This is a genomic window from Leptolyngbya sp. FACHB-1624 (assembly GCF_047649235.1).
GTDB lineage: Bacteria > Cyanobacteriota > Cyanobacteriia > Leptolyngbyales > Leptolyngbyaceae > Leptolyngbya > Leptolyngbya boryana.
The window spans coordinates 1,234,095-1,254,753 of sequence record NZ_CP180258.1; the positions used below are offsets into that span (position 1 = coordinate 1,234,095).

The window sequence follows — 20,659 nt, forward strand, 5'->3', positions numbered from 1 at the left end:
GAACACTGCCGTAGAATGTCTTACTGATTATTATCCAATTGAGATGAGTAGAGTTAACGAAATCGATTGGATTGACCATATGCGGGGAAAAAATTGGGTCAACATAGCTGATTTTGTAAAAGCCTTATCCTATGCACGTGAATTAAATAAGATGCAGCAGAAACTTTCTCTTTCTGGTAAACCTCTAAAGGTGTTTTTATGTCACGGTAGCGAAGATAAACCTGCTGTACGGCAACTCTACAATCAACTTCTAAGCCTTGGAATTGAGCCTTGGCTCGATGAAGAAAATCTACTACCTGGACAAGACTGGAGATATGAAATTGCACAAGCAGTAAAAATAAGTGACGTAGTCATAGTTTGTCTATCGCGCACATCAGTCAATAAGGCTGGTTTTGTTCAAAAGAAAATTAAGTACGCTCTTGATGTCGCTGATGAAAAACCTGAAGGTTCAATCTTCCTTATCCCCGCAAGGCTAGAGGAATGTTTACTTCCTGATCGACTTAGTGGAATACAATGGGTTGACCTCTTTCAAAAACAAGGCTTTGAACGCTTAATTAAATCTTTAGAGATCTGCGCAATTCAGTATCAGCAGCCGGAACTTTAGAATTAAGCCGATGCATGGTGTTTTACGCGAGGCGATCGCTCATTCCCATTACCTCTGTTGATTCGGAAACATCTTCCCTAACAGCCGATTCACATACGCCTGCCCATACACCTGCCCATTTTGGGAAGTAGGCGACTCAATCTCATCCGACTCTTGCGGCTCTGGTGTCGGCTTTGATCCATTCATCTCAGCATCCGGCTTCGATCCGTTCGTCTCAGCCGTTTCTACTTCTGGTGCTGAACCGTTATTATCTTGTGGAGCCTCTTCCGCACTGGTCTCCTCAGGTGGCGGTGGACAAAATCCAGGCTCAAATACTTCTTCTTCTGTTGACGCTACTTCTTCGACATTCGCTTGCTGCACCATCAAAGATCCCGGAGGCACGATCGACAAACTCTCAATCGATCGATTCATCACCGTCGTCCCCGATCCGACACAAGCGCGATCGCCAACGATCACCGATCCAATCAATAACACCCCAGCCCCGATGATCACACCCTCGCCGACTTCGATCGCTCCATCATGAGCATGAATCACCGAGCCAAGCCCAACACAAACGCTGGCACGAATCACAATTTGACAACCCGGATCAGCTTGCAGCAAAACCCCAGGTGCGATCGCTGCCCCTGCATGGATCGTGACATCACCACTCACATAATAGTGGGTCGTACTCACGGGCAATAGTTGTAGGGGCGGCGATTGCATTGGAGTTACTACTTACCTGGCTGTTGAATCACTAACTCAGCCACACGTCGCTTTGCTTTCGGATCAATTCCGATTAAACGAACATACAGACCAGAATAGTTCGCGATCGCAGCTTCAACCTCTAAGATTGCCTCAGCATCGCGGCTCGTCTGAATCGAAGTCGCAGTCTGCCAAGAACTGGTCTTGTAGCGTCGCTGATCCGCGAACTCTACCCCAATCTTGTAGCCTTGACGCACAAACTGACGAATCTGATCCACAGTATCCGAACTTAGACGACCGTTACCATTGCTAGAAGGCGTATAAAGCGGAGGCTCAGATTTGTAGCTTGCAGGTGCATTGTACATCGGAGGCTCAGAAGCAGCAGAACCGCTGTAACCATTGCCGTTAGAAGCATGAGCTTTTCCCGGACGGTGAATCACGACTTCAGCAATGCGCTTTTTCTGTCTCGGATCAACACCAACTAAGCGAACATAGTCATGGCTGTGTTCGTGTAAGAAAGCATTGAGAGAAGCCAAGGCTTGCGAAGCAGAACCCGCCTGAATCGGAGGTGCACTGTTCCAAGAGCCATATTTAAAGCGTCGCTCATCCGCAAATTCCAAACCGATCACTGCACCTTGAGCTAGCAGTTGATTGATTTGATCAGCAACGTCGCCCGAAGTCGAACCGCCGCTACCACCTGAAGGCGCAGAAGCCGGAGCCGCAACATGCGAAGTCGGTTGAGCGACAGGCTTACCATCCGGACGTTGAATGATGGTTTCCAACATCCGACGCTTATTCTGAGTATCAATCCCGATTAAGCGAACATATTCACCGCTATGCTCTGCCAAACAGCGCTGCAGTTCACTGACCACCGCAGATTCTTGCGTAGACTGAATCGGCGCACAGCTTTTCCAAGAGCTAGTCTGGAACTGCCGCTTATCAGCATGTTCGGTTCCGATGCGTCCGCCCCTCGACAAGATTTGGCGGATTTGAGCCAAAACTGCCGAATCTAAACCGCCTGCACTATAGCCATTGCCGTTAGAAGCAGGCTGACTGCTGTAAGACGAATTGCTATAAGACGGAGCTGCCGCATAGCTCGAACCGCCACCCAACGATACAGGCTTGTCGCCCGGACGCTGAATAATTGCCTCTAAAACTCGTCGCTTATTCTTCGTATCAATTCCGATCAAGCGAACATACTCGCCACTGTGTTCTGCAAGGCAGGCTTGTAATGCTGCCAAAACACCGGACTCGTTTGTTGCTTGAATCGGCGCACAACTTTTCCAAGAACTGGTCTGGAACTGCCGCTTATCTGCATGTTCTGACCCGATCCGATATCCTTGCGCCAGCAATTGCCGAACGTGGTTAATAACTTCGCCGCTCATAGTTGACCCATTTTCTGTAGCGCTACTGCTAGCTTTAACATCTGCTGTGGACTGATTCGCGGCATCCCGACTCGGAACAGCCGCATTTCTGGCACTGGGAACATTCAATGCCGAATTCACACCGACCATATAAGTCGCAAAGGCGCGATCGCGCTCACTCACTTCTGGTAATCGATCGGCTTGCTGCTGGGTTGTAATCACTGCACCGGACGGTACAAGCTTCCCAGCCGGAATTTCGACATCTTGAACCAGTGCGTGCATCATCACAATGCAACCCTCTCCGATTCGGGCGTTAAACACCGTCGATCGAAATCCAATAAAACAACCGTCACCCACATAGGCAGGTCCGTGAATCAGTGCCATGTGGGTGATCGAAGTATTGTTTCCAATCCAGACCGAATAGGAATTTCCGTCGTCCCCAACGACTCTCCCCTGCTCTAATCCATGAATCACAACTCCGTCTTGCACTTTGGAATTTTGTCCAATGAAAAACGGATTCCCTTCATCTGCCCGAATTGATGTCCCCGGCGCAATCAACACATTCGCCCCGATCCGCACATCGCCGATCAGATTTGAGAATGAGTGAACTTGCGCTGACTCATCAATTTTCGGTTCAGCTAGGGTTTGCGACCACGGGGTAGGCGGAGCCGCATAGCTACGGACTGCCATATCTTTTCTCCTAACAAAACCGCACATTCAGCAAGCTAAATCTGTGCAGGGAGAAGCTTCTAGTATTGAGTTCCTTTGTTGTACAGCGGGCGATTATCCACGCTCACTGTATCAATAATGGCGATCACAGCCGCATCGACGGGACGGTTCTCGCTACCGGGAACCTGTCTCGCCGCACTGCCACGACTCACTAAAACCCATTCATCGACCCCTGCGCCAACGTTGTCCGCAGCCACTTCGTAGACTGAAAGTGGCTGCCCTTCCTCATCTAGGAATTCCACCAGAAGAAACTTTACCCCTCTCAGGCTCGGCTCCTTCTGAGTGCTAACAACGGTTCCCCGAACTTTCGCAATTTGCATCAGGGATTATGGACGGTTCAACGGACGGATGCCGCTCACGCTTTCACGGAACGGTTCAACTGCCTCGGTGTAACGGATCGGCAGCACGTATTCGAGGTTTTCGTGCGGGCGCGCGATGATGTGAGTTGACAGAACTTGTCCGCCGTTAACGCGCTTCACATTTTCAATTCCAGCCGCGACTGAAGCTTGCACTTCGGAAACGTCGCCTCGCACGATCACAGTTACGCGACCGCTACCGATCTTTTCGTATCCAACCAAGGTGACACGAGCTGCTTTGACCATTGCGTCTGCGGCTTCCACAACTGCGGGAAACCCTAACGTTTCGATCATGCCAACTGCAATAGCCATTGTAATTCTCCCTTCCAATCAAAAAACGATGTCAATTCAAACCAGACAAACTTGCGTCAAACGCTAACTTCGGAATTGTTCAACCGCTTCGGTATATCGAATCGGCAACACATATTCTAAGTTCTCATGTGGACGCGCGATGATGTGACTTGAAGCAGTTTCGCCTCCGTTGACGCGCTTGATTGATTCCAATCCCGCTGCCAAAGAAGCTTGTACTTCAGAAACATCGCCCCGAACGATAACAGTCACGCGACCGCTACCAATCTTTTCATAGCCAACCAGGGTGACACGAGCGGCTTTCACCATCGCGTCTGCGGCTTCCACCACAGCCGGGAAGCCCCGCGTCTCAATCATTCCCACAGCGATCGGCATTTTCGATTCTCCAAAAGTTAGGTGGAACTAATTCATCATCTTAAACTGAAAGAAGCGACGGGGATCGCCCATCATCCTTAGCCTTTTTGAATCTTCCACAGTGCCATACTTAAAAGAATAGAGTCGAGCCTGACCCTTGGCAATATAAAGTCCAATGATAGTTGCAAATTTCTGACATAAGTTGGGCTGATGTAGAAACGGCATCTCAGTTCGTCAACTTTTAACCATAGAACGATTTCTAGGCAATGTATAAAATATTAATAAATTATAAAATAAATCTATATAAGTCCAAGTGAATCACAATGATTGGTTCTGTCTATCGATCGCATTTTACTTTTCCACAGTCGAGACGCTAAGCTGAATCTCAAGCATTTTTAAAGCGTTCTATTTGAAGACAACCTTTTGAGGCTCCCCAGGTTTGAGCGGTCGGGGGGCATTTTTATCAAACTTAACGATTGTGAGCGGAGAAAGATGCAGCAGTTCCTAATTGAAACAAGCTGGTGGGTTCCGTGTTATGGGTTACTGGGTGCAATCCTAACCCTACCTTGGTCGGTGGGATTGATTCAGTCTTCCGGTCAGCGTCCAGCGGCGTATCTCAATATATTGACGACGGTGCTGGCGTTTGTGCATGGATTGGCACTATTTAGTGCGGTCTGGGGACAGGAACCCCAGTATTTTGATATTCATTGGTTGAAGGCGGCAGATTTGGATCTGACGTTTTCGCTGGAACTTTCTCCAATCAGCGTTGGGGCGATGGGGGTCATTACAGGGTTGAGTTTGCTGGCTCAATTCTTTGCGATCGGCTACATGGAGAAAGACTGGGCATTGGGTCGGTTTTTCGGGCTGATGGGCTTTTTTGAAGCCGCAATGAGCGGGCTAGTGATCAGTAATTCACTATTTCTGACCTACGCGCTGTTGGAAATGCTGACGCTCTCAACTTATTTATTAGTTGGGTTCTGGTATGCACAGCCTTTGGTCGTGACGGCGGCACGAGATGCGTTTCTAACAAAACGAGTTGGGGATGTATTGCTTCTGATGGGTGTCGTTGCCCTTTCAGCATTCTCTGGTAGCTTGAATTTTCCAGATTTATATGAGTGGGCGGAACATGCAGAGTTGTCCCCTACTGTTTCGGCTTTGCTCGGATTGGCTTTGATTTCAGGCCCGATTGGGAAATGTGCTCAGTTTCCGCTGCACCTCTGGCTTGATGAAGCAATGGAAGGACCGAATCCAGCTTCGATTTTGAGAAATTCGGTCGTTGTGGGGTGTGGAGCTTATGTCTTGATTAAGCTGCAACCGATTATTAGTTTGTCTCCGGTCGCTTCGACTGCTTTAGTGGCGCTTGGGACAGTAACGGCGATCGGGACTTCATTAGTTTCTCTTGCTCAGATTGACATCAAACGAGCGTTATCCCATTCGACGAGTGCTTATTTAGGATTAGTCTTTATTGCGGTTGGAATTGGTTGGACAGATTTCGCGTTGATTTTGCTGTTTGCTCATGCGATCGCGAAAGCGCTTTTATTTATGAGTACTGGCTCGATTATTCTGACGACCAGTGGTCAAGACATTACAGAAATGGGCGGATTGTGGTCGAGAATGCCTGCAACGACGACCGCATTTTTGACCGGAGCCGCAGGATTAGTTGGCTTGCTGCCACTGGGCGGATTTTGGGCATTGCAGCGAGGCTTAGATGATTTTTGGTATGGCGAGCCTTGGTTGATTGTTGTGATCTTAGCGGTGAATGCTTTGACAGCGCTGAGTTTGACGAGAGTGTATCGCTTAGTGTTTATGGGCAATCCACAGCCAAAAACGCGACGTGCGCCAGAAGTCCCTTGGACAATGGCAGTGCCGATGATTTCGCTGAGTGTGGTGACCTTACTCGTTCCGGTCATCTTGAATTCGTTGCAGCTTTTGCCCAGTTGGGAGTTTATGAATTGGTCAGCCGCGGGGTTGTTGCTGATGTCAGGGATTACAGGCTGTGCGTTGGGAGCCTCACTGAAGCTCAACTATGCTTGGACTCGCCCGATTCAGGCTCCACTGCGGTTTGTGCAAGATTTCTTAGCGTATGACTTTTATATTGATCGGCTGTATCGGTTCAGTGTTGTGCTGTTAGTCAGTTCGATTTCGCAATTTAGTGCATGGTTCGATCGCTATATTGTCGATGGTGTGGTGAATTTAGTTGGGCTTGCTTCTATTTTGAGTGGTGAGACGCTGAAATATAGTGCTTCTGGGCGCTCTCAAGCTTATATGTTGACGATCGCGTTGGTCGTAGGATTGCTGGGAGCTTTGCTCACTTGGTCGATGTGGTAACTTTCTAAACTTCGGAATCGCTTATGTTAAGTGCATTGATTTGGATTCCCATACTGGGTGCGATCGTGGTTGGACTGTTGCCAGGATCGATCTCAGATTTGGTGGTGAGAAGAAGCGCGATCGCGGTGATCAGTCTCACGCTTATTGTTTCGCTCGTGGTGGCGACCCAGTTTGATGTGATTAATATCGGCCTGCAATTTAGTGAGAATATTCCCTGGTTAGAACCTTTGGGGTTGACTTACCGCCTAGGGCTAGATGGATTGTCGCTGCCGTTGATTGTGCTGAATAGCTTTTTGACGCTGATTGCGCTGTTTTCAACGGATTTGAAGGTTCAGCGATCGCGCTTATACTATGCGCTCGTGCTTGTGATTAATGCGGCAGTTGCAGGAGCATTTCTCTCTCATAATCTGCTGCTGTTTTTCTTGTTCTACGAGATGGAACTGATTCCGCTCTATCTGCTGATTGCGATTTGGGGCGGAGCGAGACGGGGATATGCTTCGACCAAGTTTTTGATCTACACCGCAGTTTCAGGAATTTTGATTCTGATGGCGTTTTTAGGTCTGACTTGGTTAAGTGGAGCTAGTTCGTTTGAATATAATCCAACCCTCTCTCAGACGTTGCCGTTAGCCACTCAGATCATTTTGCTCGGTGCAATTCTGATCGGATTTGGCATCAAGATTCCTCTGTTTCCGCTGCATACTTGGTTGCCGGATGCTCACGTCGAAGCTTCGACTCCGATTTCAGTTTTACTGGCTGGGGTGTTGTTGAAGCTCGGAACTTATGGATTGCTGCGATTTGGGTTGCAGCTATTTCCGCAAGCTTGGGCAACTTTGGCTCCGGGTCTAGCGATTTGGGCAGTGGTAAGCGTGCTATTTGGAGCATTCACTGCGATCGCTCAAACCGATATGAAAAAGATGGTGGCTTACAGTTCTGTCGGGCATATGGGATTCATCTTGCTGGCAGCAGCAGCAGCAACACCGTTGAGTATGTTGGGCGCAGTTTTCCAGATGATCAGTCATGGATTGATTTCGGCGCTGCTCTTTGCATTAGTAGGTGTGGTGTATACCAAGACCGGGACTCGCGATATTACCGTTCTCAAAGGATTACTTGCTCCTGAAAAAGGCTTGCCGATTATCGGAAGTTTGATGATTGTGGGCGTGATGGCGAGTGCTGGAATTCCTGGAATGGTCGGATTTATCTCTGAGTTTTTAATTTTTAGAGGGAGCTTTAATGCATTTCCACTGCAAACGTTGCTCAGCATGATTGGGACAGGCTTAACTGCGGTTTATTTCTTGCTGTTGGTGAATCGGACGTTCTTTGGACGCTTGCCCGATCAGTTTGCAAATTTGCCTCCGGTACAGTGGTCTGAGCGTGCGCCTTCGTTTGTGTTAGCCGCATTGATTGTCGTGTTTGGATTGCAGCCGAGTTGGATGATTCGGTGGACAGAAAGTACGACGACCGCCATGTTGCAAGAATATTCGACGATCGCGAAAACCCATTCCTCGATCGAACCCGTTTCAAGTTTACCGATGGAGTAGAGAGAAGTTATGGTTGCTGCCCCGATCAAATCCACGCATCCCTTGGCTGACATCATTGAGCGCCTCGAATCTGGTGGCGCATTGTTGCCAGAGTCGCCTCAGAATTTAGTTGAAGTTGTGGGTGTCCTGAAAAGCTATGGCGTTGTCTTAGGCGCTTACTCGAAAAATCTCAACTTTATTGCTGAGAAGCAATTTTTAGTCTTATTTCCGTTCTTCAAGTACTTTGATGGCGAGATTACAACTCAAAAGCTTTTCAAGCATTGGTGGCACGATCGCATTAATTACGAGTTCTCTGAGTACTGTATGAAAGCCATGATGTGGCACGGGGGAGGTGGATTAGATGCTTACCTCGATAGCGCTGAATTCATTGAGCTAGCAAAAAAAGCGATCGCAGCCAAAACCAAAAAGAATCTCTTTATTCAAGGTGTATCAAAAGTCTTTCCAGACTTTTTGCTAGAGCAAGTTCGCTTATCTTGCTACTACAGCGGGATTGGACAATTCTGGACGGTCATGAGTGAGATGTTCTTGGAATTGAGCGATCGCTATGATCGTGGCGAAATCAAAACGATTCAGGATGTCGTCAATCATGTCAAAGCAGGCTTAGTCAACAATGCGAGCTTGCCGATTACGCTGAGTGTTGAAATTGAGGGTCAGACTTACGACCTCATGCCAAAATCTGCGGGGCTGACTTTCTTGATGGATACTGCCGTTCCTTATGTTGAGGCAGTTTTCTTTAAGTCTTTTCCGTTTATGGGAACGGTTTCTTACAATGCTCAGGCGCGCCAAATTCCGCTAGAGCAAGAGCGATTCTCTTACGGGGCGCTTTATGCTGATCCGTTACCGATCGGGGGTGGCGGAATTCCGCCCACCTTGCTGATGCAAGATATGACGCATTACTTGCCAGAATATCTGCATGAGATTTATCGGCACTCGGTCAGAGGCGAAACGGATCTGAGAGTTCAAATTTGTTACAGCTTCCAGAAATCAATGTTCTGTGTGACGACCGCCGCAATTTTGGGCTTGGCTCCGCATCCAATTGAGACTCAAGATCCGAAAGAACAAGAAATCAATCGCAGGTATCTAGAAGGTTGGATGGATAAATTGTTAGAGTCGAGGCTACTCACTTTCCAGTCTTGTGATGTTTGAACAAATTGATGGAACTGTGCAAGCAGGGTACGGGGTCGCATCAGGTAAAGCTGAACATAGCCCCTACCCGAAAGGCACGATCGAGATGCAGACTCCGATTTTTAAGGCACGTGGACTTGATTTGACCGCGTGCTTTCCGGGCACGTTGAACATTGATATCAGTCCGAAACGATTTGAAATTCTTGCTGCTCCCTATGTCTTTAGAGATGTTGAGTGGGCAGAAGGATTTGCTCCAGAGAATTTTTCGTTTGTCCCCTGTCAGATTATCTATCAGCATCAAAGCTTTGAGAGTTTCGTTTACTATCCGCATCCTGAAACGAAGATTGGACATTTTCAGAATCCCTCGATCGTAGAAGTGATTGCTCCTTTCATTTCAGGGTTAAAGTATGGCGATCGCGTGATTTTCAGAGCGGATTCTAATCAGATTAAGATATTTGACTGATAGATTTTTCTCAATAAAATTTGATCAAAAAAACATTTATTGAGCTACAAGCTATTTTCTGGATTAACCATAGAAATCTATCAATCTCGGAAATCAGTATCGACAATAATTGATTCGGTGAATTGAAACCATAATCTAAATACTATATGTATTGCAGCCATTGAATTTCAGCGGTCGATCTCTCGCGATAGCAAGGTTTCTTTCAATGTTTAGGTGTGGTAAATATTAAGGGAACACAAATCATTAAGGGAATCTAAACCTTAATTCTGCAGCGCGATCGCGTAGAGTTCGGCGCAATTTTTTCTATCTCAAATTTCTGACTGGTTCAGCTTGCTATCTAGAGGTGAATTTCGATGGCTCACCCTTTGCTCCAGAGCATTTGGTTAATCCCTTGTTATGCTCTTTTGGGCGCGATTTTGTCCGCCCTTTGGTTTCCGGGTATCACACGGCGGACAGGTCCTCGTCCTTCCGGTTACCTTAACGGTCTGATGTCTTTTGCTTCCTTCTTGCACGCTGCTTTTGCACTGCCTGCAACTTGGAACCAACCTCCCCAGGAAATTCTGATTCCTTGGCTCGATGTCGCAGGATTAAATCTGACGATTCCGATCGAAATTTCGACTCTTAGCGTTGGTGCGATCGTCCTCGTAACCGGGATTAACCTGCTGGCACAAACTTATGCGTTTGGCTACATGGAGATGGATTGGGGATGGGCGCGATTCTTCTCGCTGCTTGCCTTCTTTGAAGCGGGAATGACTGCTTTAGTGCTCTGCAATTCTTTGTTCTTCTCCTACTTTATTCTGGAAATTCTGACCCTTGCAACTTATCTGCTGGTCGGAGTCTGGTTTAACCAATCGCTCGTCGTCACGGGTGCGAGAGATGCATTCTTAACGAAGCGGTTGGGCGACTTGTTCTTGTTGATGGGTGTGGTCGCACTCTTACCCCTAGCAGGAACATGGGATTTTAATGAACTGGCAGAATGGGCAAAAACGGCTCAGGTTGATCCGAAAGTGATTACTTTGGTTGGATTAGCGCTAATTGCAGGTCCAATGGGTAAATGCGCGCAGTTCCCTCTGCACTTATGGCTCGATGAGGCGATGGAAGGACCAGTTCCCGCTTCAATTCTGCGGAACTCGGTCGTGGTTGCAACCGGAGCTTGGGTGCTGTTTAAGTTAGAACCCGTTTTGGCGTTGTCTCCGACGGTGTTAGGCGTGACGATCTTTATTGGTGCAGTCAGTGCGATCGGGGGTTCGTTGATCGCGATCGCGCAGATTGATATCAAACGGACGCAATCTTATCTCGTGACGGCATACATGGGCTTGGTGTTCATTGCTGTGGGAACGCAGCAACCGGATGCTGCTTTGCTGTTGGTCTTGTCTCACGCTTTGGCATCAGCGCTGTTGATCATGGGCAGTGGTGCAGTCGTTTGGAATAGCATCACGCAAGATGTCACGCAGTTGGGTGGATTGTGGTCGCGTCGTCCGGTTTCTGGATTGAGCTTTTTAATTGGATTAGCGGGCTTAGTTGCATTTCCCCCGTTGGGCGGTTTCTGGGCATTGCTCAAAATCACGACCGGAATCTGGGAAACGCAGCCTTGGCTTGTGGGTGTGGTTCTATTAGTGAATGCTTTTGCCGCATTTGGTGTGACGCGAGTCTTTTGTCTCGTGTTTAAAGGCGAGTCGAAACAGATGGCTCAGCGATCGCCAGAAATTCACTACTGGATGGCACTGCCGATGATCGTGTTGATGGGCTTTATCCTGCATCTGCCGTTGATTATGCAAGCCTTGAATCTGTTGCCAAGTTGGGCTGAAGTGAATACAGATTTGGCATTGCTGCTGATTTGGTCAACGGTGACAGGAATTGCCGCAAGCGCGATCGTCTATCTCAACAAGAACATTGCGAAACCTGTGGTTCTGCCTTGGAAAGGAGTGCAAGATTTGTTGGCGTATGACTTCTACACGCCAAATCTGTATCGCAGCACCGTTGTTTTCCTCGTTGCGCTCGTTTCTCAAATTACCTCTTGGTTTGATAAATATCTCGTCGATGGTGGATTGAACTTATTTGGCGTACTGACGCTGATTAGTGGACGCAATCTGCGGTATAGCAACTCTGGGCAATCGCAATTCTATATGTTGACCATTCTGTTTGGAATTGCATTGATCAGCGTGTTGTTGAGCTTGCCCTTTCTGTCGCAGGTTTCGATTTCGCTATTCCCTCAAAGTGCGACTGACATTGTGATGAATGTTCAGCGTTAAGAAGCCTCTAAATTCCCTCTAGAACCGATCTGCGAAAGGAAAACATTATGATGCTGAGTCCTTTGATTTGGCTACCGCTCATTGGGGCGTTAGTCATTGGGTTAGTCCCAAATTTGTCTGAAAAACAAGCTCGAACCAGTGCGATCGCAGTCTCTAGCGCAATTTTGCTTTGGACGATTGTGCTAATGTTTAATTTCAATCTCAGCGTGCCCGGATTCCAAATGCAGGAATATCACGCTTGGATTCCAACGTTGGGAATTAGCTACAGCTTGGCAGTGGATGGTTTATCTCTTCCTTTGCTGGCATTAGGCAGCTTGATTACTGCGCTCGTGGCATTTAGTGGCACGTTCGGATTGAAAACTGGGGAAGTTCTACAACGTCCTCGCTTGTTTTATTCGATGCTCCTGATTGTGAATGCGGGTGTTGCAGGGGCATTCCTAGCTCAGAATTTGCTGCTGTTCTTCTTGTTCTACGAATTGGAATTAGTGCCGTTCTACTTGCTGATTCTGATTTGGGGTGGACAGAAGCGCGAATATGCGGCAATGAAGTTTCTGATTTACACCGCAATGTCTGGGATGCTGATTTTGGCAGGATTCCTGGGTGTGACCTGGTTAAGTCATGCACCGAGCTTTGATTATGCAGATATCAATGTTGCTGCTTTGCCACAGAACGCGCAGTTAATTCTGTTGACCCTATTGCTGGTTGGATTTGGAATCAAAACGCCTCTCGTGCCTCTGCACACTTGGCTACCAGATACGTATGTCGAAGCTTCGACTCCCGTTGCAATTTTGCTAGGTGGAATTTTGGCGAAGCTTGGAACTTACGGTTTAGTTCGATTCTGCTTGGGCTTATTTCCAGACTCGTGGCAGCTTGTCAGTCCTGGATTAGCGATTATTGCAGCCGTTTCGATTCTATATGGTGCTTTGTCTGCACTCGCGCAGCATGATATTAAGCGAATGGTCGCATTTAGCTCGATCGCGCATATGGGCTATGTGTTGCTCGGTGCTGCTGCTTTGACTCCGCTCGCAATGGTGGGCGCAGTGTCGCAGATGGTGGCTCACGGGTTGATCTTGGCGCTCTTGTTCTATCTGGTTGGATTAGTTGAGGCGAAGACTGGAACGCGCGATCGCGATATTCTCAACGGGCTGCTGAATCCGATTCGGGGGCTGCCGCTGACCAGTGCGTTGTTGATTCTGGCTGCAATGGCGAGTGCTGGGATTCCAGGATTAGCAGGCTTTGTTGCTGAGTTCTTGGTGTTCCAAGGTAGTTTTGCTCGGTTCCCGTGGCAAACCTTGATCGCGATTCTGGGGACAGGACTGACTGCGGTTTACTTTGTGATTCTGCTGAATCGGACTTGTTTTGGAAAGTTAGACAACAAGACGGCTTACTTCCCGAAGGTGCGATTTGTCGAGTATGTTCCGGCTTTAGCGTTGACTGCATTGATCTTTTGGCTTGGAATTCAGCCAACTTGGTTAGTGTGCTGGAGTGAGCAGACGACCAAGGCTCTCGTCACGGCTGCTTTACCTCAAGCCGAGCAAGTTGCTTTTAATTCTGCTGATCGTTCCTAGTACGGTCGGATACCCATCATCGATCGCTCATTTGCATTCTTGATCCAGGAGAGAACTGACCATGAACATGCCCGCTCCTCGCACGAAGCTGCCCCCATCACAGCATCCTTTTGCTGACGTGATTCATCGTTTGGAAGCAGGGGGTGCAATGCTTCCCGATACGCCTGAGAATCTGATGCAGATTATTGGGCTATACAAAGCGTATGCTGTGCCAATGGATTTTTACTGGCGCGATTTGCTCTATATCGGTGAGCAAGTGTTTCTGAATCCGCTGCCCATCTTCAAATATTTCATCTCAGATGAGTATATGAAGCGCCACAATCACTATGCAGGCGATGACGCTGATCTGCGGATTTGGCGAGGCACAGCAGAAGCGCATCCAGAACTGATTGAGTTTATGGAAAAGGGCGAACTCAATCAGAAATTGCCGCGCGCGTTGCATCACCTTTGGCACGATCGCATCAACATGGAGTTTGCGGAAGAATGTATGCGATCGATGTTGTGGCATCGTGGCATGTATGTTCCGGTGAATCAGTTCGATCCGTATCTCGATAGCGATGAATATAAGGCGAATGCCGATCGCGCCATCAAGGCTTATTTCCGCAAGAATCCAGTGATGGCAGGATTGTACAAGCTGTTTCCAGATATGTTTATGGAACAGTGCCGTCAAGCATCGTACTATGCGAATCTCGGATTGTTCTGGGAAGTGATGGCTCCTGTATTCTTCGAGATGTCAGATTTGTATGATGAAGGGAAGATAGCGACTGTCCCGCAAGCGATGGACTTCCTTGTGAATGGAATTTTCGCGATCGCAGGTCGCCCAATTTATCATCATGTGTACATTGATGGTGAATGCTTTGAAATTATTCCTAAGTCAAAAGGATTCACCTGGTTATATGAGGCAGCGTTGCCTTATGTAGAAGCTGTCTTTTACAGAACGTCTCCGTTCCGAGGTACGAAGTCCTACAACGCTCAGGCAAAACAGGTTCCTGACGATCAAAAGGACTTCCATTACGGTGTTCTGTATGCGGACAAGTTTCCAGTGGGAACGGCTGGAATTCCGCCGACATTCTTAGCTCAGGATATGTTGCACTTCTTGCCGCCTTATTTGGTGGACTATTATAAGCAGCATTGTCGCGGTGAGGATGACATGCTGGTGCAGCTTGCCGTCAGTTTTCAGCGATCGATGTATTGCGTGACTTCTGCCGTGATTCAGGCATTACGCTGTGCATTGCTGTATCCATTGGATGATACAAACCCGAATCACTTGATGGCGAATCGACGGTTCTTTGAATCTCAGTTGGATCGATTCTTGCGCCCAGAATCCCGAATCCGGGAGATTCAAAGCCAGGATTATCGGTAAAATGACGCGCTGTTGTCAGGAATTGCAGAGAGCGATATTTCCTGACAACGCAACTTCATTTCACAAAAAAGAACGATCGTCTAAATGACGATCGTTCTTTCAAACTCACCCGATATCTAACCCATCAGAATCACGGTATCAATCACATGAATCACGCCGTTATCTGCCTCGATATCTGCTGCTAAGACGGTTGCATTCTTCACCTCGAACCCATCCTCAAAATGAAATGGAATCGGTGAGCCTTCGAGCGAAGGCAGCGATCCGAGTTTCTCTAAATCGGCTTTCATGTACTTACCAGCTACGACATGAAACGTCAGGATGCGAGCTAATTGAGGGATGTTTTGCACTAACGTTTGAATGGTTCCAGGAGGAAGCTTAGCAAACGCTTCGTCGTTCGGTGCAAACACCGTAAATGGTCCCGGGCTTTTCAGCGCATCGACTAGATTCGCGGCTTGAACTGCCGTTACTAATGTCGTAAACGAACCCGCGCCAACTGCAATATCAACAATGTCTGCCATAGTGCGATCGCAAAATAAAGGACAAAAGGGAGGCTAGAATTTTTCACACCATTAGCATCACATACCAACCGGACGCTAATTCAGTTCAGTTAGAAAATCTCTGTTAGCAGCCATAAGGAAAGCGTTGCACGCCATAGACTGAAGGGAAGCAACGGACTGCAAAAACTACAATCTGCGACTCGCTCCGACAAAACTTTGAATCGTACAACGCCAGATTGGAAGGGAGCAATATGCTCTTATGCATTATCATAGCTACAAAACCTATAAGAAAAAATCACTGTTGTCTATGAAAAACATAGATTTGATTCTATACAGTGGTTTTTTGATGCTCCGATTAAAAGTTTTTTCCGCTTGTCAATCTGCCATTTCTCGAATTAGGAGAGTTCGCTTTGCAAAATGCTACATTGCACCAACTAAAAGTTTTTGAAGCGGTCGCACGTCATAGTAGTTTTACACGCGCCGCTGAGGAATTGTTTCTCACTCAGCCAACCGTCTCGATGCAAGTCAAACAACTGTCGAAAACAGTTGGATTGCCGCTCTTTGAACAAGTCGGTAAACGTTTGTATCTGACGGCAGCGGGCAAAGAGTTGTACTCGACTTGTCGAGATGTGTTTGAACGGCTGGATCAGTTTCAGATTTCGGTGGCTGATCTCAAAGGGTTGAAGCAGGGGACGTTGCGCCTTGCGGTCGTTACCACTGCGAAGTATGTGATTCCGAGAATTTTGGGGCCGTTTTGTCAGCGGTATCCAGGGATCGATGTGTCGCTGACGGTAACGAACCATCAGTACGTGCTAGATAGCTTGGCAGATAATCGGGATGATTTGTACATTCTGAGTCAGTTGCCGGATGATTCGGATGCTCATTGTGAGCCATTTATGGAGAACCCGCTGGTGGTACTTGCTCCCCGGACGCATCCGCTCGCACATGAGAAGAATATTCCGATTTCACGGATTTGTGAGGAGCCGTTTATTATGCGGGAACCCGGATCGGGGACGCGGAAGGCGGTGCAGAAGTTGTTTGATGCTCACGGGTTGCCCTTGAAGGTGAAGCTCGATTTGGGCAGCAATGAGGCGATTAAGCAGGCGATCGCGGGTGGAATGGGATTATCTGTTCTCTCGAAGCATACGCTGGCGCTGGAAGGGTTAAATAATCAACTGACGATTTTGGATGTTGAAGGCTTCCCGATCGAGCGGTCTTGGTATGTGGTGCATCCGTCTGGAAAGCAGCTTTCTGCGATCGCGAAAGCCTTCTACGATTACTTGATGAATGAAGGGAAGCAGGTGGCTGAAGCAACTTCGCTGCTGGGCATGGAACAACAGCAACCGCAAAAAGTTGAGGTGTAGCTCTTGTTCAGTGGAGCTAGAAGTTGGAGTGCTTCAACACTTCCAACTTCTAACGGCTTCAGCTTCAATCCGGCAATTTATATTGTTCGACGATGCGTTTTGCATAGTCGGGAACATGTTGCTCTAGTTTTTCAGGATGATTGCGTTTCACATACAAATAATTGCGAGTGAAATGAGAATCGATCGAGAAGCGCGCATATTCCAATCCTTTCGGCCCGATTTTCTCAATCACAACGCCCATGAGTTTTGCTGCCCACATCGGCAATGTGACTGCTTTATCGTAAGCCGGAATACTTTGCTGGACGGCTTGACGTCGATCGCCTTTTGACATCACGGGTTGAGTTTCAATCTGGTCTTGAACGAGATCGAGCATTTCTTGTCCGCGATCGTTTCTCACGACAATCCACTGCCACCCAAACGGCGCACCCATATAGCCAACGACTAAATCGGCTAACGAATTCACATAGTCAAAGCAACTGAGACAAGAGGGTGCAAACACGTCTTTGAGTTCGTTTGTTTTCAAGCCAAAGAAGGGGACTAATTCAGTTGAGCCGTCTTCGTGTTTGAAATGCACTTGGAAGTCTTGCATGAATTCGTAGTAGACTACGGTTTCGGGCGATCGACTGGTGGTGTCTAAGAATTTCTGCAAGCCGGCACGGGTGACATTATCGGTGCAAGGTGTGCCTAAAACATAAAGCTTCTCAAGCCCCAGTTTTTTCTCAACGGCTCTCAAAGCTTGAATTTGACACCCGACTCCGATGACGAGAAGCCGTTTCATTCCCGATTGTTCGATCTGCTCTAAAACTGAGAGATTCGGGGAAAGTGTTGGCTTATTGACCCGAGCTGCGAGAATTTCTTCTGGTGTTGTGGCGATGATGGGTTTGGGTTGGAATCGGTCTTCTTCGGTATTTTGAACGCAGACGACCCCTTCGACCATGCCGCGAGTCAGCATTTCAATGGCGATCGTGCTTACAATTCCTGTCCATTGCGCTCCGGGAATCGGTTCTGTTTTGCGGGCTGCCATCATGTCTTGGCTGACTCCGAAATACAGATCGTCTTCGTTTTCTAGATCTCGGCTGCGTCCGTGCGTTTGAGTTTCGAGTTCGGGGATCTGCTGATTGATAAACGCGCAGGCTTCTTTAACGTAGTGAATATAGTAGGTGTCGCACAATCCACATTCGCTGCACAGTTCTTTCGCAGGACGACGGCTCGACGGTTTTAGCGCTTTTGCTTTCTTGTGAGGAACTAGGGTCATTGTTAAAAAAGAATTTTCTCGATCGCTATTGATCACAATACCTTGAACGGGGGTGCGATCGATGCACTCAGATTGCGATTCGCAATGTCCCGGATGAATTGGTCGATGGCAACAGATTAAAGGTCAAATATCAGGAGCTAAATCTAGACGATCGACCGATGAATTAGGATCTAGAAGATGAGCCAGATAAAATGCGATGAAAAATTTAGAGGAAATTCGACAATGGCTGGTGCTGCATAAGCCAATTCTGCAAGAGCGCTATCACGTGAAAGAATTGGGAATTTTTGGTTCTTATGTAAGGCAAGAGCAGACAGAAACGAGTGATGTTGATTTGCTGGTGGAGTTTTCTGAGATACCCAGTTTATTGAAATTTGTCACTTTAGAGAACTACCTCAGTGATAGTCTCGGCATCAAAGTGGATTTAGTTCATAAATCTGGCTTGAAGCCTCGGATTGGGGAACGGATTTTAGCAGAGGTTGTTTATCTGTGAGTCAACGATATACGGAGGACTATCTTCAGGATATTTTGGATGCGATCGCGAAGTCGCCAAATTTATGAATCTACGCTTGCTACCTCTGCGAGCGAAATAAATCTAATCCACCTAGCACTAGCAGCCAACTAGCAACGATCGACCAATGCAAGACGATCGCTGTCCAGATCGATTTGCTTCTGAGATAAGAAATCGTACAGACCATTCCCACAAGTCCTGCGCCGATCAAAAAAGCAGGTGTTCGGAAGAATGCAGGTACGAAGGGATGCAGGTGATAGAGCAAAAATAAGAGCCAACTAAAAGCGATCTCCCATTTTCGCGAACCAGTCCGAGGAATCAGCAAGCCTCGAAATATGAGTTCTTCATTCACTCCCGGCATCCAGAACGAACTGAAGAGAACGGCAATGATCGTTTGCCAGTTTGACTCGGGCTGGAACTTGAGGAAGTTTAGGCTGAAACCGATCGGTAAATAAATTGCGCCGAAGAGTGTGAGGAGTACGAGCGCTTCTTGCCAATCTCTCCACGTTGGAACGGTGAGAAGTGCATCCCGGAGTCGAAGTAAAACTTTCATGATTAGTTTTCTCGGTTCGTAATGGCGATGATTCTACACAAGAAGGTCTGAGGATTTGGGTGAAAGGTGGGCGATCGCTCAATTGGCTCGTGAGTTCGGAATCAGTTCGTCTAGAATTAGGATTACATTTGAAGTGTAAATGTACTGAGTCGGGAGCAGGAATCATGACGACGTTGCTGATTCAATCTGAGCCAATTCCTTTAACCGTTAGCTTTCCGGCGCTGGTACAGATGACAGACAAGCAGTTTTATGAGTTTTGCCTAGCAAATCGAGATTTGCGAATTGAGCGGACGGCGAAGGGAGAAGTGATTATTATGCCGCCTGCTTTCTCGGATACGGGCAATCGAAACATGAAAATTAGTCAGCAAGTTGCAAACTGGGCTGACCAAGATGGGACGGGTGAGGTATTTGATTCGAGTGCAGGGTTTACGTTGCCGAATGGAGCGACACGATCGCCAGATGCTTCCTGGATTCGATCAGAGCGGTGGAATGCGTTAACTGATGAGCAAAAAGCTTCGTTTGCGCCGATTTGTCCTGATTTTGTGATTGAACTTCGGTCTTCGAGTGATACGCTAAGCAGACTGCAAGCGAAGATGCAAGAGTACATCGAGAATGGGGCAGTGTTGGGGTTTTTGATCGATCGCAAAAACACGACGGTTCACGTTTATCGTCGGGGTCAATCGCCTGAGATTTTGGAGCAACCTGAGATGGTGAGCGGTGATCCAGAACTCCCAGGATTTGTGCTGCGGATGGCGAAGATTTGGTAAATGTTACTCGTTTCCCATTTCCTTGCGGGCTTCTTCCAAAGTCAGAGGCTTCTCGCGACGAGCTTCGAGCATGACGCAATAAAGTCCTTCATCTTCGATCGCTTCAATTAACTTCCGATAATCCGTAATATCAATCACAACCTTGCGAATTTTTCCTTCCGCATCTGTAATGAATTCCTGAGCAAAGGGATAGTTTTGAGCGCTCATTTGATCGAGTCACATAGGCGTGCAATTTCATCTTAATCTGGAATCCTTGCTAACCCAAGCTGTTCAACTTGCAATAATCGTTCTCGCGATCGTAAATCACGGTTCAGTGATCGATGCAATGGCGAATGAGTGCGATCGCAAACTCTAATATCGAGGTTTACAATCGACGAAACTTAGAGCTTCTCCGTCGAGGAAACCTACAATTGCCATTTCTAACACGGCTTCTACGGGATAGTTAATGGCTTTAGCGCGTCGTTCAAATGCTGCCTGAATGTGGGGCGGAAATGCGGCTAACATCATTCGGGCTGCAACTGGGCTTAAATGCTCGATGGTTTCTGGTTCTGGATTGAAGGATTCGATACTGCTGGAAGTCATGGTTCATCTCTCATCTGGCTAGTAGATGTGACTTTATAAGTGGTTTATTCTTCCACAATCTTACAGTGGTAAAATTGCGCCTTACGAACATCTATTTCA

Annotated in this window: 22 protein-coding genes; 12 read left to right on the top strand and 10 right to left on the bottom strand. The window is 47.6% G+C overall.

The window, feature by feature from the left end; translation table 11 throughout:
* Positions 1-43 precede the first annotated feature (43 nt).
* Positions 44-604 (top strand): toll/interleukin-1 receptor domain-containing protein, encoded by a 561-nt coding sequence (locus ACMUEV_RS05650; RefSeq protein WP_190653041.1) that lies wholly within the window; start codon positions 44-46, stop codon positions 602-604.
* Positions 605-652: 48 nt separating this feature from the next.
* Here the strand turns inward: ACMUEV_RS05650 and ACMUEV_RS05655 are convergent, their stop codons facing one another.
* From ACMUEV_RS05655 to ACMUEV_RS05675, 5 genes are all read right to left on the bottom strand, one after another.
* The gene (locus ACMUEV_RS05655; RefSeq protein WP_190653042.1) at positions 653-1,306 is read right to left on the bottom strand and encodes a hypothetical protein; all 654 of its coding nucleotides are present in this window, start codon (positions 1,304-1,306) and stop codon (positions 653-655) included.
* 8 nt (positions 1,307-1,314) lie between these two features.
* Entirely contained in the window at positions 1,315-3,339 is a 2,025-nt protein-coding gene (locus tag ACMUEV_RS05660; RefSeq protein WP_190653043.1) for a ribulose bisphosphate carboxylase small subunit, read from the bottom strand.
* 59 nt (positions 3,340-3,398) lie between these two features.
* Positions 3,399-3,698, bottom strand: coding sequence for a EutN/CcmL family microcompartment protein (locus ACMUEV_RS05665; RefSeq protein WP_017290238.1), 300 nt, complete (start codon positions 3,696-3,698; stop codon positions 3,399-3,401).
* Between the two features lie 6 nt (positions 3,699-3,704).
* Entirely contained in the window at positions 3,705-4,046 is a 342-nt protein-coding gene (locus tag ACMUEV_RS05670) for a carbon dioxide-concentrating mechanism protein CcmK (protein ID WP_017290237.1), read from the bottom strand.
* Positions 4,047-4,109: 63 nt separating this feature from the next.
* Entirely contained in the window at positions 4,110-4,418 is a 309-nt protein-coding gene (locus ACMUEV_RS05675) for a carbon dioxide-concentrating mechanism protein CcmK (protein ID WP_017290236.1), read from the bottom strand.
* Positions 4,419-4,889: 471 nt separating this feature from the next.
* On the opposite strand from ACMUEV_RS05675, the gene ACMUEV_RS05680 reads away from it, so the two are divergent.
* The 7 genes from ACMUEV_RS05680 to ACMUEV_RS05710 all read left to right on the top strand — a co-directional run bounded on the left by ACMUEV_RS05680 (position 4,890) and on the right by ACMUEV_RS05710 (position 15,034).
* A complete protein-coding gene (locus ACMUEV_RS05680) occupies positions 4,890-6,725 on the top strand; it encodes an NAD(P)H-quinone oxidoreductase subunit F (RefSeq protein WP_017290234.1) in 1,836 nt (611 codons plus the stop codon).
* Positions 6,726-6,748: 23 nt separating this feature from the next.
* A complete protein-coding gene (locus ACMUEV_RS05685) occupies positions 6,749-8,263 on the top strand; it encodes an NADH-quinone oxidoreductase subunit M (protein ID WP_017290233.1) in 1,515 nt (504 codons plus the stop codon).
* 9 nt (positions 8,264-8,272) lie between these two features.
* Positions 8,273-9,409, top strand: a complete 1,137-nt coding sequence (locus tag ACMUEV_RS05690; RefSeq protein ID WP_017290232.1) for a CO2 hydration protein — start codon at positions 8,273-8,275, stop codon at positions 9,407-9,409.
* Positions 9,402-9,851: a hypothetical protein gene (locus ACMUEV_RS05695; RefSeq protein WP_017290231.1), complete on the top strand. Its 450-nt coding sequence runs from the start codon at positions 9,402-9,404 to the stop codon at positions 9,849-9,851. Before ACMUEV_RS05690 ends, ACMUEV_RS05695 begins: the two co-directional genes overlap by 8 nt.
* A 353-nt stretch (positions 9,852-10,204) precedes the next feature.
* Positions 10,205-12,103: an NAD(P)H-quinone oxidoreductase subunit F gene (locus ACMUEV_RS05700; protein ID WP_017290230.1), complete on the top strand. Its 1,899-nt coding sequence runs from the start codon at positions 10,205-10,207 to the stop codon at positions 12,101-12,103.
* 50 nt (positions 12,104-12,153) lie between these two features.
* Positions 12,154-13,671 (top strand): NADH-quinone oxidoreductase subunit M, encoded by a 1,518-nt coding sequence (locus tag ACMUEV_RS05705; RefSeq protein WP_036046528.1) that lies wholly within the window; start codon positions 12,154-12,156, stop codon positions 13,669-13,671.
* A gap of 61 nt (positions 13,672-13,732) precedes the next feature.
* Positions 13,733-15,034, top strand: coding sequence for a CO2 hydration protein (locus tag ACMUEV_RS05710; RefSeq protein WP_017290228.1), 1,302 nt, complete (start codon positions 13,733-13,735; stop codon positions 15,032-15,034).
* A gap of 116 nt (positions 15,035-15,150) precedes the next feature.
* Here the strand turns inward: ACMUEV_RS05710 and ACMUEV_RS05715 are convergent, their stop codons facing one another.
* Entirely contained in the window at positions 15,151-15,552 is a 402-nt protein-coding gene (locus tag ACMUEV_RS05715) for a fasciclin domain-containing protein (RefSeq protein WP_017290227.1), read from the bottom strand.
* Positions 15,553-15,941: 389 nt separating this feature from the next.
* Between ACMUEV_RS05715 and ACMUEV_RS05720 the strand changes: the two genes are divergently transcribed.
* Positions 15,942-16,895: a LysR family transcriptional regulator gene (locus tag ACMUEV_RS05720; RefSeq protein ID WP_017290226.1), complete on the top strand. Its 954-nt coding sequence runs from the start codon at positions 15,942-15,944 to the stop codon at positions 16,893-16,895.
* 64 nt (positions 16,896-16,959) lie between these two features.
* On the opposite strand, the gene ACMUEV_RS05725 is transcribed toward ACMUEV_RS05720, so the two are convergent.
* Complete coding sequence (locus ACMUEV_RS05725) at positions 16,960-18,150, bottom strand: Coenzyme F420 hydrogenase/dehydrogenase, beta subunit C-terminal domain (RefSeq protein WP_026148891.1); 1,191 nt, start codon at positions 18,148-18,150, stop codon at positions 16,960-16,962.
* A gap of 196 nt (positions 18,151-18,346) precedes the next feature.
* Between ACMUEV_RS05725 and ACMUEV_RS05730 the strand changes: the two genes are divergently transcribed.
* Positions 18,347-18,640, top strand: a complete 294-nt coding sequence (locus ACMUEV_RS05730) for a nucleotidyltransferase family protein (protein ID WP_190653044.1) — start codon at positions 18,347-18,349, stop codon at positions 18,638-18,640.
* 79 nt (positions 18,641-18,719) lie between these two features.
* Here ACMUEV_RS05730 and ACMUEV_RS05735 read toward each other — a convergent pair whose 3' ends face one another.
* On the bottom strand, positions 18,720-19,211 hold the full coding sequence (locus tag ACMUEV_RS05735) for a type II CAAX prenyl endopeptidase Rce1 family protein (protein ID WP_190653045.1): 492 nt from the start codon (positions 19,209-19,211) through the stop codon (positions 18,720-18,722).
* A gap of 164 nt (positions 19,212-19,375) precedes the next feature.
* On the opposite strand from ACMUEV_RS05735, the gene ACMUEV_RS05740 reads away from it, so the two are divergent.
* Positions 19,376-19,978 (top strand): Uma2 family endonuclease, encoded by a 603-nt coding sequence (locus ACMUEV_RS05740; protein ID WP_190653046.1) that lies wholly within the window; start codon positions 19,376-19,378, stop codon positions 19,976-19,978.
* Between the two features lie 3 nt (positions 19,979-19,981).
* Here ACMUEV_RS05740 and ACMUEV_RS05745 read toward each other — a convergent pair whose 3' ends face one another.
* The gene (locus ACMUEV_RS05745) at positions 19,982-20,185 is read right to left on the bottom strand and encodes a hypothetical protein (RefSeq protein WP_190653047.1); all 204 of its coding nucleotides are present in this window, start codon (positions 20,183-20,185) and stop codon (positions 19,982-19,984) included.
* A 19-nt stretch (positions 20,186-20,204) separates the two neighbouring features.
* Between ACMUEV_RS05745 and ACMUEV_RS05750 the strand changes: the two genes are divergently transcribed.
* The gene (locus tag ACMUEV_RS05750) at positions 20,205-20,333 is read left to right on the top strand and encodes a hypothetical protein (RefSeq protein WP_277880456.1); all 129 of its coding nucleotides are present in this window, start codon (positions 20,205-20,207) and stop codon (positions 20,331-20,333) included.
* On the opposite strand, the gene ACMUEV_RS05755 is transcribed toward ACMUEV_RS05750, so the two are convergent.
* Positions 20,330-20,560, bottom strand: coding sequence for a hypothetical protein (locus ACMUEV_RS05755; protein WP_190653048.1), 231 nt, complete (start codon positions 20,558-20,560; stop codon positions 20,330-20,332). The genes ACMUEV_RS05750 and ACMUEV_RS05755 overlap by 4 nt on opposite strands.
* Between the last annotated feature and the right edge of the window lie 99 nt (positions 20,561-20,659).

Bases quoted from the DNA above. Each gene is read 5' to 3' on its own strand.
- ACMUEV_RS05650 (WP_190653041.1), top strand. From the start codon at position 44: ATGAGTAGAGTTAACGAAATCGATTGGATTGACCATATGCGGGGAAAA.
- ACMUEV_RS05655 (WP_190653042.1), bottom strand. From the start codon at position 1,306: ATGCAATCGCCGCCCCTACAACTATTGCCCGTGAGTACGACCCACTAT.
- ACMUEV_RS05660 (WP_190653043.1), bottom strand. From the start codon at position 3,339: ATGGCAGTCCGTAGCTATGCGGCTCCGCCTACCCCGTGGTCGCAAACC.
- ACMUEV_RS05665 (WP_017290238.1), bottom strand. From the start codon at position 3,698: ATGCAAATTGCGAAAGTTCGGGGAACCGTTGTTAGCACTCAGAAGGAG.
- ACMUEV_RS05670 (WP_017290237.1), bottom strand. From the start codon at position 4,046: ATGGCTATTGCAGTTGGCATGATCGAAACGTTAGGGTTTCCCGCAGTT.
- ACMUEV_RS05675 (WP_017290236.1), bottom strand. From the start codon at position 4,418: ATGCCGATCGCTGTGGGAATGATTGAGACGCGGGGCTTCCCGGCTGTG.
- ACMUEV_RS05680 (WP_017290234.1), top strand. From the start codon at position 4,890: ATGCAGCAGTTCCTAATTGAAACAAGCTGGTGGGTTCCGTGTTATGGG.
- ACMUEV_RS05685 (WP_017290233.1), top strand. From the start codon at position 6,749: ATGTTAAGTGCATTGATTTGGATTCCCATACTGGGTGCGATCGTGGTT.
- ACMUEV_RS05690 (WP_017290232.1), top strand. From the start codon at position 8,273: ATGGTTGCTGCCCCGATCAAATCCACGCATCCCTTGGCTGACATCATT.
- ACMUEV_RS05695 (WP_017290231.1), top strand. From the start codon at position 9,402: ATGTTTGAACAAATTGATGGAACTGTGCAAGCAGGGTACGGGGTCGCA.
- ACMUEV_RS05700 (WP_017290230.1), top strand. From the start codon at position 10,205: ATGGCTCACCCTTTGCTCCAGAGCATTTGGTTAATCCCTTGTTATGCT.
- ACMUEV_RS05705 (WP_036046528.1), top strand. From the start codon at position 12,154: ATGCTGAGTCCTTTGATTTGGCTACCGCTCATTGGGGCGTTAGTCATT.
- ACMUEV_RS05710 (WP_017290228.1), top strand. From the start codon at position 13,733: ATGAACATGCCCGCTCCTCGCACGAAGCTGCCCCCATCACAGCATCCT.
- ACMUEV_RS05715 (WP_017290227.1), bottom strand. From the start codon at position 15,552: ATGGCAGACATTGTTGATATTGCAGTTGGCGCGGGTTCGTTTACGACA.
- ACMUEV_RS05725 (WP_026148891.1), bottom strand. From the start codon at position 18,150: ATGACCCTAGTTCCTCACAAGAAAGCAAAAGCGCTAAAACCGTCGAGC.
- ACMUEV_RS05730 (WP_190653044.1), top strand. From the start codon at position 18,347: ATGAAAAATTTAGAGGAAATTCGACAATGGCTGGTGCTGCATAAGCCA.
- ACMUEV_RS05735 (WP_190653045.1), bottom strand. From the start codon at position 19,211: ATGAAAGTTTTACTTCGACTCCGGGATGCACTTCTCACCGTTCCAACG.
- ACMUEV_RS05740 (WP_190653046.1), top strand. From the start codon at position 19,376: ATGACGACGTTGCTGATTCAATCTGAGCCAATTCCTTTAACCGTTAGC.
- ACMUEV_RS05745 (WP_190653047.1), bottom strand. From the start codon at position 20,185: ATGAGCGCTCAAAACTATCCCTTTGCTCAGGAATTCATTACAGATGCG.
- ACMUEV_RS05755 (WP_190653048.1), bottom strand. From the start codon at position 20,560: ATGACTTCCAGCAGTATCGAATCCTTCAATCCAGAACCAGAAACCATC.